A 15,120-nucleotide genomic window follows, 5' to 3' on the forward strand; every position below is an offset into this window, starting at 1 on the left:
TTCAAGTTTCATAACTCGAATGCTTTTTTCATTGCCTGTAGAAATTCTTCCGCCTCTTCTCTGCTTATTAATTGATAAATATTTTTATGGGAAAATTTATCAATTAAAGCTAAGATTTTAGGACGACTGTTCTCTGGAAACTCTTTGATAAAGTCTAAAAACTCTAAATCAACTTCTTCCTCAACCCATGGCATATCTGATCTAACAGTCCCGATTCTATTCATAACACCTTCTATGCAGACGTCCAAAGGAAAATCTAGAAAGATAATGGTATCGCATGCTTTAAAGCGCAAATCTAGCGTACCACCATAATTACCGTCAATAATCCAGGAGTCTTGCTTTAAAACATGTCGTTGACGTTCTAGAAAAATCTCAGGTGCTACTGTTGTTCTGTCAGCATTCCAATTCATCAAATCCAAATGGTGTAAGGGTAACTTTGTCAGTTCTGCGAGTTGTCTAGCCAAGGTTGATTTGCCCGAGCCAGGGCAACCAATAACAATGATTTTTTTCATAACTCCATCATATCAAAATTGACACCATTTGCAAAATATGCTATAGTCGTTTCAATAACATATGGAGGTAAGGAGCACATGATTCACTAAAAAACAACATATGATAGCTTTATCAAGTTTTGTTTTTTAGTGTGCTCTTTTATACCTGTTTTCAAATGCTGACTTTTCACACTCTTCTAAAATCAAATTTAGACCTTGTCAACTTGTTTTGATGGGCTTCAGTTCTATCTACTATCTGTGTTGCTTAGTCTGATTTTGATTTTCATTGAATATCAGGTCACTTTGTACACCCAAACTCTCTACTTGATAAAGTGGGGAGTTTTTATCTTGTTTAAAAGGAGGCATTTATGTTACAAACGCAACATCTTACCCTAACCCATCAAAAAGACTTACAAGATTTGGTTAAAGATCTTGGTTTAGTTGTTAACGATGGCGACAAATTAGCCATTATCGGTGAAGAAGGAACTGGCAAATCAAGCCTTATCAAAGCACTCATAGACATTACTTCCATCTCCGACTACATCAAGGTAGAAGGAAAAGTCATCAATCACTTTCATCACATCGGCTATTTACCACAGAGCTTAACTGCCAATCAGCTGGAACAAAGTGTCTCTGATTTTCTCTATGGGGACATGGATTACAGCATGTTCGACTTTTCCTTATTTTACAAACTGGCTGAGCGCTTTCAGCTTGAGGTGGAGAAACTTGAGGATAATAACCAAACGCTATATAGTTTATCAGGGGGTGAAAAATTAAAAATACAATTACTGAAAATTTTAGCACAAGATCCTGACTTGCTGATTTTAGATGAGCCATCTAGTGACCTAGACCCAGACAGTGTTAATTGGTTAGAACAGTTTATTGCCCAATCTGATAAGACGATTATCTTTATCTCTCACGACGAAACTTTTCTAGAAAATACAGCCACTGCTATTCTTCATTTAGAGTTATTAAAAAAACGTTCCACACCACGTGCTAGCTACTTCCAAAGTAACTATAGAAACTATAAAGAAAATCGTAAAAAGACTTTTGAGCGACAACTGCAACGAGCTAATAAGGAACGAGAAGAACATCGAGACCGTATGATTCGCAGTCATCGCATTCACCAAAGTGTAGAACATCAGCTTCGTCATACTAAAAATGATGCAGCAGGTCGGTTGTTAGCAAAAAAGCTAAAAAACATTCTCTCACAAGAAAAACGCTATGAAAAGGAGACAGAAAAATTTACTGAAATCCCACAGGATATGGACGCTATCAATCTCTTCTTTTCAGAAACCACTCCCCTTTCAACCAACAAAATCCTAATCAACTGGATAGAGCAGCCACTCCAAACTGGCCAGACTGCTAACTTACTGATAAAGGGTCAAGACAAACTTGTTATCACTGGCTCAAACGGCGTCGGTAAAACTCGCCTTCTCAAGAAAATCATGAACGAGCTATCTTCTAGAACAGACCTATCCCTTGGCTATATGCCCCAGCATTACGATGACTTTTTGAATCCCAATCTTTCTCCTCTTGACTTTCTAAGCGAAGTTACTGAAGCAGAAAAAGCAAGGACTCTACTGGCAAGTCTTCGTTTCACAAAGGATGAAATCTCACATTCGTTAATGGGTTTGTCTGGTGGTCAAAAAGCCAAACTCTTCTTAGCCAAAATGGTTTTAGCGGGTAATAATGTGCTTATTTTAGATGAGCCAACTCGACATTTTTCTCCGACTAGTCAGCCCATCATCCGAGAAATTCTCAGCGACTTTCCAGGAGCCATCATTAGTGTCTCACATGACAGAAACTACATTAGAGAGGTGGCTCAAAAGAGGTATCAGCTAACTCCTGAAAAACTTGAACAAATAAGATGAAGACATTCCACTAATACGCTCATTTTGATAAAATAGAATAATCATATCAACAGAAAGAATCTTATGATTATCAAACTTCTTGCTGTCTTACATGACATCTACAAGCATTTTATCATTTACAGCCTTCGAACGGCATTTCTACAGGTTAGCATAACCATTGGCGGATCTTACCTACTTTCTTGGCTTTTTCGTGGCATTTTAATATCTTCAGGTTTTCCCGGCCTATCGATGGATAACATCTATAGTTTTTTTGCTAATCCACTGACATTTTTACTCCTACTTATTTACCTACTGGTACTAGCCTTTCTGGTTTTTATAGAATTCTCCTTCCTTGTTGAAATACTACGCTATAAAGAAGTTCCCATAGCGTTTGGATTTGAATACTTTAAAAGAGATTTTAAAAATTTTATTTACAGCATTAAGGGACGACACTTTCTTTCTTTTCTATCCTACTTGCTGATAACCATTCCAATGCTTCGTTTCTTCTTCTCATCTGCTTTGATTGCGCGGCTCTATATTCCTGAATTTATCATTGGAGAACTACAAAAATCTAACACCGGTCAAGTTGGGCTTTTTATCGCCTATGCTCTGCTGTTTTACATCAATATCCGCTTAGTCTACACGCTACCTCTAACGGTGGTTCGTAAGGATCATCATTTCACTGATAATCTCAAAACCAGTTGGCAGATGACTGCTGGACACTCTCTACTAACCTTAGTGGGACTGGCACTTATCGCTGGATCTATTACCCTTGTATCGTTTATGGCAACAGGGGTTACGCGCGCCGTCCTCACTCTTCTTTTTAGGGGAGATAGCAGTACAGAACTCCTGGTACAAACGATTTTAGTTAGTCTTACCTGGTTAATCATATTCGCTGCAAGCCTGCTTATTAAATTAGCATCCCTTGCCTACCTTATCTTAAATCTTGAACAAAACGACATCATTGAAATAGAGCCGAACCCTAAGCGTCAAAAAAGCCGTTGGATACGACTTCTTCTTTTAAATACTGCCATTGCTTTTGGTGCCTTCTTTTACAATACCAATAGGCTTAGCAATGGTGACCCCAAAAATGTCAAAATTATCGCTCATCGTGGTTATGTTGACAAGGCCGTTGAAAATTCTATAGAAGGTCTGAAAGCTTCTAAAAAAGCAGGGGCAGATATGGTTGAACTCGATGTTCTAATGACAAAGGATAAACAATTTGTCATTAGCCATGATGATAATCTAAAACGTCTTGCTGGTCGATCAAAACTGATTAGTCAATCCAAAGCAAAAGACATCATTGGGCAAACCATTAGACAAAATGGTCATACCAGTCAAATCGTCTCCTTCAAAACATTTCTTGAAGAAGCTCAGAAGTTGAACTTACCTCTTTTGATTGAGTTAAAGCCTGCGAAAAATCAACTTGATTATGCGAAATACTTCTTAAAAGAATTAGCCAAAGTCTCAAATAATCCAAAAAATCAATTCATGTCCCTAGATTTAAGCCTCATCGAAACTATTGAGAAAAGACGTCCTGATCTCAAAACAGGGCATGTTATCACTTTTCAATTCGGTGATTTTATAAGTGATAAAGTCGATTTTTATGCCCTTGAAGAATTTTCATACACCAATCACATTGCAACATTAGCCCATGATAAGAACAAGGATTTGTATATTTGGACTATCAATGACCAAAAGCAATTGGAAACTTACTTGGAAACGCCTATTGAAGGGCTTATCACGGATTATCCCAACAAGGCTCGCTACGAGCAGAAGCATCTTCTTAGTCACCAACAAGATTATTTATCTTTTTTGATGAGATTTTTTAATTTAGGGTAAAACCATAGTCAAATGAATTAACTTTCAGAACAAGAGACTGAGACACAGACGGTACTTAACACTCAATGAAAATCAAAAGCAGACTAGGCGCGATACAGAGGTAGATAGAACTGTCTTCATCAAATCGAGTCAACAAGGTCTGCTTTTATTTTCGAAGAGTATAAGTACGGCAAGTTGAAAGTGACCATGTATCACAGTTAATGCAAAAGACTAAAAAAGCACGATGGACTAAAAGTCTCCATCATGCTTTTTTGTTACTCACTTAACTTCTGCTTCCTTTGCTTTTCGTTCACGCTCTAATCGTAACTTTCGATTTGGATTGAGGTGGTTGAAAAGTTCTTCTAACTTAGCAGCATTCCAAACATCGGCTGCCGAAACAAAATTACCGTTTTTATCTTTAAAAGATATGGGTTTATCTCCCATGACAACCTCCCGTAAATGATTTTTTGAGTTCTAATTTTGAAATTTCAAGATTATGTAATCACGTTTGATTTATAATCATATAAACGTTAAAGAAATTTCCCGAAGCTTCTGCTGCCGACCTTCTTGTTTCTACGATAGGAAGGAAAACTGTCTGTATTATCGCTTTCAAACTTTAAGTTTAGCTGCATACAGCTTACATTCTGCGCACTTCAAAAAGAAAATTGTAGCGAGAGCCTTTTATCCTAGAAGCCAAACTTCGTCGTCACAACTTTTTTGCTTTGAAGAGTTGGCGTCTTTTTATCCTAATCCACAAACTCAAATTCAAAGTTACCGATACGGACGATGTCACCATCTTTGGCACCACGTTGACGAAGAGCCTCGTCAACACCCATGCCACGCAATTGACGTGCAAATTTCATAAGGGATTCGTCGCGTTCCAAATTCGTCATGACAAAGAGTTTTTCCAGTTTCTCACCAGAAAGTACCCAAGAGGCATCATCATCACGCGAAATTTCAAATGGGCGTTCATCTGGATTGAAGCCATAGTAAACTTCGTCATCCTGCATATCAGACTCATCATAAAGCAAGAATTCATCTGTATTATCCAATAATTCGGAGGTTGCTTCAAGAAGATTCTCTAAACCTTGATGGGCAATACTTGAAATTGGGAAAATCATTGGCAATTCGTCAAATTCATCGTATTCTTTTGCCAATTTTTCTTTAAATGTTTTCAGATTTTCTTCTGATTCGGGCATATCCATCTTATTAGCCACAATGACTTGCGGACGTTCCATCAAACGAAGATTATAAGATTCCAACTCATTATTGATAGTTTGGTAATCTTCAAATGGATCACGTCCTTCACTGGCAGACATGTCAATAACATGGAGAATCACCCGCGTACGCTCAATGTGACGCAAGAATTGTGTGCCTAAACCGACACCTTGGTGAGCCCCTTCAATCAATCCTGGAAGGTCTGCCATGACGAAACTTTCACCCGACTTCGTACGCACCATACCGATGTTAGGTACAATAGTTGTAAAGTGATAGGCTCCAATCTTAGGTTTAGCCGCTGAAACCACACTTAAAAGTGTTGATTTCCCAACAGATGGGAAGCCAACCAAACCGACATCAGCCAAAATTTTCAATTCAAGCTCAAGTTGGCGCTCTTCTCCTGGCTCACCATTTTCGGCAATTTCAGGGGCTGGGTTTCTAGGTGTTGCAAAGCGGATATTACCACGCCCGCCACGACCACCACGTGCGACAACGAACTCTTGACCGTTTTCAATTAAGTCAGTTAGAACTTTCCCTGTTTCCGCATCACGGACAGTTGTTCCCTGTGGTACTTTGACGTACAGGTCCGTAGCACCTTTTCCGTGCATGCCCTTTGTCATTCCTTTTTCACCAGCTTGGGCGTTAAATTTACGATTGTATCGAAAATCCATCAAGGTACGAAGACCTTCATCCACGACAAAAATGACGTTTCCGCCACGTCCGCCATCACCGCCCCAAGGCCCTCCGTCTGGGACATATTTTTCACGACGAAAGGCAACCATACCATCACCGCCGCGACCAGCCTTAACTGAAATCTTGGCTGTATCTAAAAACATACTCATATTTTCCTCTTTTCTTAGCAGAAAAAAACGCTTTACAGCGTTTTTTCTACCAGCCCAATGAACCTAAAGCTGATACAACAAGACCAGCTACAGTTATGATAACCATCAAAAAGACGACTACAATTGTTAATTTTTGAAATGCTGTTTTCTTACGTGGACCATTATCTCCAAATGCCAAAAGTCATACCTCTTATTCTGAATTTATCTCTTAAAATAATACCATGATTTAGATCATATATCAACTGATACCAGTCACTTCCCACGCCATACGCATGAAACTGCTATTTCCGAATTATAGTGCAGATGTCAATTCCTTTTAGAAATTTCTCTCTAGTAAGAACTTTAAAAAATAATACTTATTTTAGGAAAATCTGAACATTGAAATACAAAAAACTTCTTTTCCATGCTAAAACTCTCTCATACGTTTGTCACGGTCACTTCCTCACCCTTTGGAATTATCGAAAAATTATGAGTTTAAAGCGTTTTTATGATAGAATGGATGTAAGTATGTAAAAAGGAGACAATTATGGTTTTACCTAATTTTCAAGCTAATTTAGCCAAATATGCAGAATTGCTAATCGCTAAAGGGGTTAATGTTCAAAAAGGACACACACTTGTTATTTCAATTGGCGTTGATCAAGTTGATTTCGCTCGTTTATTAACCAAATTTGCTTACCAATATGGTGCTGCTGAGGTTGTTGTTGACTACATTGATGACCAAATTACGCGTGATCGCTTCCTACACGCTGATGAGGAGCGCGTCACAAGTGTTGCTGATTACCTGGTGGCTAAGTCAGACTATTTCTTAGAGAAAAAAGCTAGCCGCTTGGTTATCCGTTCATCCGATCCAAATGTTTTCTCAGTCGTAGATCAAGAACGCCTGTCAAAAGCTACGCAAGCCCAAGCAATTGCTCTTGCCGCACAACGCGAAGCAACACAATCAAATAAAGTTAGCTGGAATTTAGCCGCTGCGTCTGGTAAAGAATGGGCTGCCCTTGTTTTCCCAGATTTAGCTACTGAGGAAGAACAAGTTGATGCCCTTTGGGATACTATTTTCAAACTTAACCGTGTTTATGAAGAAGATCCAATTAAAGCTTGGGATCAGCATCAAGCGAACTTGGTTTCAAAAGCTGATATTTTAAACAAATACCAATTCGATGCCCTTCATTACACAGCTCCTGGAACAGATTTGACCCTCGGCATGCCTAAAAATCATCTTTGGGAAGCTGCTGGTAGCATCAATGCTCAAGGTGAAGAATTTATCGCTAACATGCCAACTGAAGAAGTCTTCACTGCCCCTGACTACCGTCGTGCTGATGGTTACGTATCTTCTACCAAACCATTGAGCTATGCTGGCGTTATCATCGAAGACATGAAGTTCACTTTCGAAAATGGACGTATTGTTGATGTTACTGCTAAAAAAGGAGAGGATACCATCAAACGTCTAGTGGAAGAAAGTGATGGTGCCCGCTCTCTAGGTGAAGTGGCTCTTGTCCCACATAAAACACCAATTTCATTATCAGGATTGACTTTCTTCAATACTCTCTTTGATGAAAATGCCTCAAACCACTTGGCTATCGGTCAAGCCTATGCCTTCAGTATTGAAGGAGGGACTGAAATGTCAAACGAAGAATTGGAAGCCGCAGGGCTCAATCGCTCAACTGCTCACGTTGATTTTATGATTGGTTCAGATCAGATGGATATTGACGGAATCACTGCAGACGGTCAAGTTGTGCCAATCTTCCGCAGCGGAGAATGGGCTATCTAAATCCGATAATATCAAAAAGAATCTCATTTACCCATAAACGTTTCAGATTGAAGAGAAACTCCATTTTGGATAGTTTTCTTCAATCTTTTTCTTTATAGCCAAAAACAAAAACTCTCAAAAAGGTTGAAATATAGTCAAAGGCATTAACTTTCAGAACAAGGAAGAAAAAAGACGCGGACAATACTTGATACTCTTCGAAAATCAAAAACAGACCTTATTAACTTGATTTGATGAAGACAGTTCTATTTGTATCGGCGTCGCCTAGTCTGCTTTTGCTTTTCCTTGAGTATGAATAGACCAAGTCGAAAGTGACTATCTATCAAAGTTAATTCAAAAGACTATAACATCCTTTCTAAAAGTTTAATGATTAGCCATCTTCTTACAAGATGCCCAAATTATCAAATTTTCAGAAGGGTATCTACGTTCTGGCTCCTTTCCCCACAAGCGCGTTCTTTTTTATAATGTCACACCAAATGACTCTAGACATGAGAGTTCTTTCTCAGTCAGGCGACGCCAGTCTCCTTTTTGTAAACTGTCATCAAGTAATAGCGGTCCCATAGATAGACGTTTAAGATAGGTAACTTTCTTACCACAAGCTTTCACCATACGCTTAACTTGGTGAAATTTACCTTCTTGAATCGTAATATTGACAAGACTTTTTTGATTTTCCACGTCCACTGACAAAATATCTAACTGAGCGGGTAGGCAATGATGATCACTTAGCACAATACCTTCTTGAAAGACATCTTGATCTTTTCTAGTCATGATACCATCCACCTCTGCCTGATAGATTTTGTCAACATGTTTTTTAGGGGATAGTAGAGCATGTGCTAATTGTCCATTATTGGTCAATAAAAGTAAACCTTCTGTATCAATATCCAAGCGACCAACTGGAAACACGCCTTTTTTCCTAGCCAAGTCATCTAAACAATCCATCACGGTTTTATGTTGAGCGTCTTCTGTCGCTGAAATCACCCCCGCTGGCTTATATAGCATGTAGTAAAGAAATTCCTCATAGACCAATGACTGACCATTATAAGACACTTGATCCGTCATTGGATCAATATGCAATTTAGGTGATGTCTCTACTTTCCCGTTTACTGCTACAAGTTTCCTCTTGAGAATGGCTTTGACCTCTGTTCGAGAGCCAATACCATTTTCAACTAAAAATTTATCAAGTCTCATCTTTTTCCCCATATTGCTGTAATTGCCATTGACACACATCCTCGATTGCTTTTTTGGGAATTTTCTGACCATACACTAACTGAAACCCTCGCTTGGTGTATGATAGTTCAGGATAGTTATCTTGCAAATAAATCACTGCTTCAAGTCCAACATAAACATTGACGTGCTTTTTAAAGGCTTGAAAATGGATTAAGTAAGTATTTTGCCAGTAGGATGGCATAGACCAGGCTAAACCCTCCACCGTATCTGGCAAAGAGGATTTTATTACCTCTCTTATCTGCTTCAAAAAAGTCTGATGTGTTTCATCCACTTTTTCGATATAATCATCTACAGCCTTACTGTCTGCTAGCATTGGCATTGCTTTAACCTCACTATTTTTACCATTTCTTCCATGATACCGAAAAAGCCGTCAAATGACGACTTTATCTGCTCTAATCAATACCGATTTCTGCACGAACAACATCAACAATAGTATCAACATAATAGTCTACTTCTTCATCTGTTGGTGCTTCTGCCATAACTCGCAAAAGAGGCTCTGTTCCACTTGGACGGACGAGAATACGGCCATTGCCAGCCATCTCAGCTTCCATCTTAGCGATAATATCAGCGATAGCTGGAACTTCCATGCTTTTATCTTTCATGGCATTTTCAACACGAATATTGACAAGTTTTTGTGGGTAGATAGTTACCTCTGATGACAATTCAGACAGTGATTTTCCTGTTTCCTGCATGACTTTCGTCAACTGAATAGCTGTCAATTGACCATCACCAGTCGTGTTGTAATCCATAATAATAACATGTCCAGACTGTTCACCCCCGAGATTATAGCCTGATTGACGCATTTCTTCCACAACGTAACGATCACCAACTGCTGTAACTGCCTTATCAATACCTTCTCTATCCAAAGCCTTATGGAAACCCAAGTTTGACATTACGGTTGTTACAATCGTATTTTTAGCTAATTGACCATTTTGCGCCATATGCTTACCGATGATGTACATGATTTTGTCACCATCTACAATCTCTCCGTTTTCATCGACAGCAATTAAACGATCACTGTCGCCATCAAAGGCTAAACCAATCTCTGATCCTGTTTCTTTAACCAACTCTTGGAGAGCTTCTGGGTGCGTTGAACCAACGCCAGCATTGATGTTCAATCCATCCGGCTGATCCCCAATAACTGAAATATTAGCTTCTAAATCTAAGAAAACATGACGTGCTGAACGATGGGCAGCACCATTGGCACCATCAAGAGCAATTTTCATACCATTAAGTTTGACACCTGTCGACACCAAGAATGCTTCGTATTTACGAAGACCTTCAGGGTAATCAACTAAAGTTCCAAGCCCCTCAGCTGATGGACGCGGTAGGGTGTCTTCCTCAGCATCTAAAAGCGCCTCAATTTCTGCCTCTAGCGCATCACTAAGTTTGAAACCATCATTGGCAAAGAATTTAATCCCGTTATCCTGAGCAGGATTATGGCTAGCTGAAATCATAACGCCAGCGCTAGCATTTTCAGTTCTTACAAGATATGAAACCCCTGGTGTTGCAAGTACACCAAGTTGATAGACTTCAATTCCGACGGATAAGAGCCCTGCTACCAGAGCAGCCTCTAGCATTTCACCAGAAATACGTGTATCACGCGCCACGAAGACTTTCGGACGCTCATTTTCATGCTGACTGAGAACATAGCCGCCAAAACGACCAAGTTTAAATGCTAATTCTGGTGTTAACTCTGAGTTAGCTTCTCCACGAACACCATCTGTTCCAAAATATTTTCCCATAATCTTTAGTGCTTACGCACTCCTCCATTTTTCTTAAACGTTATTATGTCTTATTTCTTAGTTGTTGTCAACTTAACCGTAATTGTTTGCGGGACAATAGTCACATTTGAAGCTGATAATGATACTGTTTTAGACAGATCCTTAGTCACTCCTGTGATGTCCACAGTCCCCTCAACGCTATCAACAGCAGCAAGTTCTTCTTTTGTTCCAGAAATCGTCACGGTTTCTTGACTTAATTTATAGTTAATATCAGTCAATTTATCCGATAGAACACCGGTCAGTGAAAGATTAATCGGAACTTCTTTGGTCAATTTTTTAACCGAAACTTTCAACTGTGTTTTAGCAGGATCAACTATGGAAGCCAAAATCGTACCATCTGATGAAACGGCCTGCAAATTAACCGTTCCACTATAGTCACTACTCAAGACCTTATCAGATGGCAAGACTGCCTCAACGTGGTCAATTTGTTGCAGAGTTGATTCATTGCTAGTGACACTAACCTCAGAGATGCCAGTCGCCACACTCTCGATCTCATAGCCATCTGCTACCTGAGCAGGTGGAATAGTCGATTTTACCTTAAAGGTCTTTTTAGCTTTCTTCCCAATTGTAATTGCTACGCTTTTCGGATTGACCGTAGCATTCATATCTCTAGGTAATCCTACAACTTGTAGTTTGGCATTAGTCGTTCCAGCTTTGACATTGGATAAATCCGCCACAACCTTAAAACGCCGGGTGTCTTCATTGATTTCTGAATCAAGTTTGATACGATTTGTTGATGTTAGATAAACTTCCGCTTCATAAGAATAACCACTGATAAAATACTTTTCAGTATCATACTTAATATCAATAGGAACACTTTCAATTGTATGACTATAGGTCTCTGTGACACGAGACAACTGTGTTCCAGAAGCGTTATAAGTTGTTGATTTAGCCAAAAAGAATAAAACCAAAGCAAAGAAAACGGAAACAACTATGTAAAAAATTGGTTGGTTAAAAAATTTCTTAATCATTTTTTCTCCTTCCCAAACAAGCGTTCCTTCCAGCTAAGTGGTTTATCTAAATCCGCCATGAGAATCTCTTTTAAAATCAACTCAAAACTTTCATTGCTTAAATCATGTTGAAAGCGTCCGTTATGCGTAATAGAAATACCACCTGTTTCTTCTGATACAATAATCGTTAGAGCATCTGAATTTTCGGATAAACCAATCGCTGCTCTATGTCTTGTTCCAAATTCTTTTGAGATAGCTGTTGATTCAGTCAAAGGAAGATAACAACAAGCAGCTGCAATTTTCTTACCTTTTATAATCACTGCACCATCATGTAATGGGGTATTGGGAATAAAAGTATTAATCAACAATTGACTAGAGATGTCTGCATTTAAGGGGATACCTGTAGTGATGTATTCCTGCAAGGTCTGTGTCCCTTGAATTGAAATTAGGGCACCGATTTTACGAGGGCTCATGTAAGCGACAGATTTAACCAAAGCTTCTATCAACCTCTCCTCATCAGTTGCCAAAGATGAACCTGATGCAAATAGTTGTGTTGTTCTACCGAATTTTTCCAATCCTAAACGGATTTCAGGCGCAAAAATAACGACACCTGCAATCACACCATAAGTGATGATTTGATTCATCAGATAGGTTATTGTCGTCAAACCGATAGATTCTGCTATTAATTTTAAAAGAATAAATAAGATAATTCCCTGAACTAAAGACATCACTTTAGTGCCAGCCAATGCTTTAATAAATCGATAAATTAAATACGCAACAAGACTGACGTCTAAAACATTGACTAGTATTGTCCAAGGACTGTCAAACAGTGATTGCCAGAATCTAGCATCAAACTGTGAAAAAAAACTCATACTGGTACGCTCCTTTTTATCTGTACCTTCTAATTAGACACTGTTTTCATTATAGCATTTTCTCTAGCTAGTTTGTAGTATTTTTGTTAAAATAAAGCCATGACTATGAAAACTCAAATGGGAATTTTTGCTGGTAAAACAGCTCATTTTATTCTTTCAAAAATGGGACGAGGTTCAACTCTACCAGGAAAAGTTGCCCTTAAATTCGATGCTAATATTTTAGATAATCTTGCTAAAGATTATGAAATCATTGTTGTTACGGGTACAAATGGCAAAACCCTTACAACAGCTCTTACGGTTGGAATCCTCAAAGAGGCTTTTGGAGAAATCGTGACAAATCCCAGTGGTGCCAACATGATTACTGGCATTACTTCTACTTTCTTAACAGCTAAACCAAATAAATCTGGAAAGAAAATTGCTGTCCTTGAAATCGATGAGGCTAGCTTACCCAAAATTACTGAGTACATCACGCCTAGTCTTTTTGTTTTCACCAATATTTTCCGAGACCAAATGGACCGCTACGGTGAGATTTATACCACTTACGATATGATTTTAGCAGGCGCTGCTAAAGCTCCTCAAGCGACCATTCTTGCTAACGGAGACAGCCCTCTTTTCAATTCACGACAAGTGGTTAACCCTGTACAATTTTATGGTTTTGAAACAGAATCTCATGAACCACAGCTAGCCCACTACAATACCGAAGGCATTGTTTGTCCAAAATGTGAACACATCTTACAATATAAGATGAATACTTACGCTAATCTTGGTGAGTATGTCTGCCTCAACTGTGACTTCAAACGCCCTCAACTGGATTACAAACTGACAGCTCTAACCAATATCACAAATACAACATCTGAGTTTGTTATTGATGGACAGGATTACAAAATCAATGTTGGCGGCTTATATAATATCTATAATGCCCTCGCTGCCGTCTCAGTTGCAGAGTTCTTTGGAGTTTCACCAGAACAAATTAAGGCTGGTTTTGATAAAAGTCGTGCTGTCTTTGGGCGTCAAGAAACTTTCAAAATCGGTGACAAATCATGTACCTTAGTCCTCATCAAAAATCCTGTGGGCGCTAGTCAAGCTCTCGATATGATAAAACTTGCTGATTATCCTTTTTCCTTATCAGTTCTTTTAAATGCCAACTACGCGGATGGTATTGATACGTCTTGGATTTGGGATGCCAACTTTGAAGCCATTAACGACATGGACATTACAGAAGTCAACGCCGGTGGTGTACGCCAATCCGAAATCGCTCGTCGCTTACGTGTAACTGGCTATCCAGAAGATAGGATTCGTCAAGCTGAAAAATTGGATGACATCATGTCCATGATTGAAAATCAAAAAGCCGATCACGCTTACATCTTAGCAACTTATACGGCAATGCTTGAATTCCGAGAAATCCTAGCTGCTAAAAAAGCTGTTGGAAAGGAGATGAACTAATGGTCTACACCTCTTTACAATCTCTCCAAAACCGTGATTATGACTATGAGCTCAATATCGCCCATCTCTATGGAAATCTTCTAAACACATACGGCGACAACGGTAATATCCTCATGATGAAATACGTCGGGGAAAAACTTGGTGTCAAAATGACCTTTGACATCGTATCCATAGGCGATGATTTTGATAACAATCATTACGATATGGTCTTCTTTGGCGGCGGTCAGGACTACGAACAATCCATTGTGGCTAGAGATTTACCAAGCAAACGCCAAGCCATTGACCAATTCATCCAATCTGATAAGGTAATCTTAGCCATCTGTGGAGGTTTCCAACTTTTGGGGCAATATTATATCCAAGCTAATGGTGTCAAAATTGATGGTATTGGTGTGATGGGACACTACACGCTCAACCAAGAAAACAACCGTTATATTGGTGATATTAAAATTTATAACGAAGAATTCAACGAAACTTATTACGGTTTTGAAAATCATCAAGGGCGCACCTTCCTTTCAGATGATGAAAAACCTTTAGGAAAAGTCGTCTACGGAAATGGTAATAATAAGGAAGATGATAGCGAAGGTATTCATTATAAAAATGTTTACGGCTCCTACTTCCATGGTCCAATCCTGTCACGAAACGCCAACTTGGCTTACCGATTAGTAACCACTGCTCTTCGCAACAAATACGGTCAAGACCTAAACTTACCAAGCTATGAAGCTATTCTTAGCCATGAAGTGCCTGAAGAGTACGGTGATGTTAAATCAAAAGCAGAATTTGAAAAATAAACATAAAAAATCAAAATCTCAAGAACGAGATTTTGATTTTTTCTTTCTATGCACTCAAACCTTCCT

Annotated in this window: 14 protein-coding genes; 5 read left to right on the forward strand and 9 right to left on the reverse strand. The window is 38.9% G+C overall.

Going from position 1 to position 15,120, the window contains the following annotated elements:
• Window positions 1–8: 8 nt before the first annotated feature.
• Complete coding sequence (locus tag A3IA_RS0102470) at window positions 9–512, reverse strand: P-loop NTPase family protein (protein WP_018379763.1); 504 nt, start codon at window positions 510–512, stop codon at window positions 9–11.
• A gap of 347 nt (window positions 513–859) precedes the next feature.
• Between A3IA_RS0102470 and A3IA_RS0102475 the strand changes: the two genes are divergently transcribed.
• Together A3IA_RS0102475 and A3IA_RS0102480 are read left to right on the forward strand one after the other, a co-directional pair.
• Window positions 860–2,365, forward strand: a complete 1,506-nt coding sequence (locus A3IA_RS0102475; RefSeq protein WP_018379764.1) for an ATP-binding cassette domain-containing protein — start codon at window positions 860–862, stop codon at window positions 2,363–2,365.
• Window positions 2,366–2,428: 63 nt separating this feature from the next.
• Window positions 2,429–4,186 carry a glycerophosphodiester phosphodiesterase gene (locus tag A3IA_RS0102480; protein ID WP_018379765.1) on the forward strand — a complete coding sequence of 586 codons (1,758 nt, stop codon included), beginning with the start codon at window positions 2,429–2,431 and terminating at the stop codon, window positions 4,184–4,186.
• Window positions 4,187–4,444: 258 nt separating this feature from the next.
• On the opposite strand, the gene A3IA_RS12900 is transcribed toward A3IA_RS0102480, so the two are convergent.
• The 3 genes from A3IA_RS12900 to A3IA_RS12440 all read right to left on the reverse strand — a co-directional run bounded on the left by A3IA_RS12900 (window position 4,445) and on the right by A3IA_RS12440 (window position 6,403).
• Window positions 4,445–4,609 carry a hypothetical protein gene (locus A3IA_RS12900; protein WP_018379766.1) on the reverse strand — a complete coding sequence of 55 codons (165 nt, stop codon included), beginning with the start codon at window positions 4,607–4,609 and terminating at the stop codon, window positions 4,445–4,447.
• A 302-nt stretch (window positions 4,610–4,911) separates the two neighbouring features.
• Window positions 4,912–6,225 carry a GTPase ObgE gene (obgE, locus tag A3IA_RS0102490; RefSeq protein ID WP_018379767.1) on the reverse strand — a complete coding sequence of 438 codons (1,314 nt, stop codon included), beginning with the start codon at window positions 6,223–6,225 and terminating at the stop codon, window positions 4,912–4,914.
• Between the two features lie 46 nt (window positions 6,226–6,271).
• Complete coding sequence (locus A3IA_RS12440; RefSeq protein ID WP_018379768.1) at window positions 6,272–6,403, reverse strand: DUF4044 domain-containing protein; 132 nt, start codon at window positions 6,401–6,403, stop codon at window positions 6,272–6,274.
• Between the two features lie 348 nt (window positions 6,404–6,751).
• Between A3IA_RS12440 and A3IA_RS0102500 the strand changes: the two genes are divergently transcribed.
• Window positions 6,752–7,993 carry an aminopeptidase gene (locus A3IA_RS0102500; protein ID WP_018379769.1) on the forward strand — a complete coding sequence of 414 codons (1,242 nt, stop codon included), beginning with the start codon at window positions 6,752–6,754 and terminating at the stop codon, window positions 7,991–7,993.
• 456 nt (window positions 7,994–8,449) lie between these two features.
• On the opposite strand, the gene A3IA_RS0102510 is transcribed toward A3IA_RS0102500, so the two are convergent.
• The 5 genes from A3IA_RS0102510 to cdaA form a co-directional block, all read right to left on the reverse strand.
• Window positions 8,450–9,178, reverse strand: a complete 729-nt coding sequence (locus tag A3IA_RS0102510; protein WP_018379771.1) for a pseudouridine synthase — start codon at window positions 9,176–9,178, stop codon at window positions 8,450–8,452.
• Window positions 9,168–9,536, reverse strand: coding sequence for an iron chaperone (locus A3IA_RS0102515; RefSeq protein ID WP_018379772.1), 369 nt, complete (start codon window positions 9,534–9,536; stop codon window positions 9,168–9,170). The genes A3IA_RS0102510 and A3IA_RS0102515 overlap by 11 nt, the downstream gene beginning before the upstream one ends.
• 73 nt (window positions 9,537–9,609) lie before the next feature.
• Window positions 9,610–10,962, reverse strand: coding sequence for a phosphoglucosamine mutase (glmM, locus tag A3IA_RS0102520; protein ID WP_018379773.1), 1,353 nt, complete (start codon window positions 10,960–10,962; stop codon window positions 9,610–9,612).
• A gap of 50 nt (window positions 10,963–11,012) precedes the next feature.
• Entirely contained in the window at window positions 11,013–11,969 is a 957-nt protein-coding gene (locus A3IA_RS0102525; RefSeq protein WP_026217522.1) for a CdaR family protein, read from the reverse strand.
• Window positions 11,969–12,823, reverse strand: coding sequence for a diadenylate cyclase CdaA (gene cdaA, locus A3IA_RS0102530; RefSeq protein ID WP_018379775.1), 855 nt, complete (start codon window positions 12,821–12,823; stop codon window positions 11,969–11,971). The genes A3IA_RS0102525 and cdaA overlap by 1 nt, the downstream gene beginning before the upstream one ends.
• Before the next feature lie 99 nt (window positions 12,824–12,922).
• Between cdaA and murT the strand changes: the two genes are divergently transcribed.
• On the forward strand, window positions 12,923–14,266 hold the full coding sequence (murT, locus tag A3IA_RS0102535; protein WP_026217523.1) for a lipid II isoglutaminyl synthase subunit MurT: 1,344 nt from the start codon (window positions 12,923–12,925) through the stop codon (window positions 14,264–14,266).
• Entirely contained in the window at window positions 14,266–15,054 is a 789-nt protein-coding gene (gene gatD / locus A3IA_RS0102540) for a lipid II isoglutaminyl synthase subunit GatD (RefSeq protein WP_018379777.1), read from the forward strand. The genes murT and gatD overlap by 1 nt, the downstream gene beginning before the upstream one ends.
• Window positions 15,055–15,120 lie beyond the last annotated feature (66 nt).

The organism is Streptococcus thoraltensis DSM 12221, assembly GCF_000380145.1.
GTDB lineage: Bacteria > Bacillota > Bacilli > Lactobacillales > Streptococcaceae > Streptococcus > Streptococcus thoraltensis.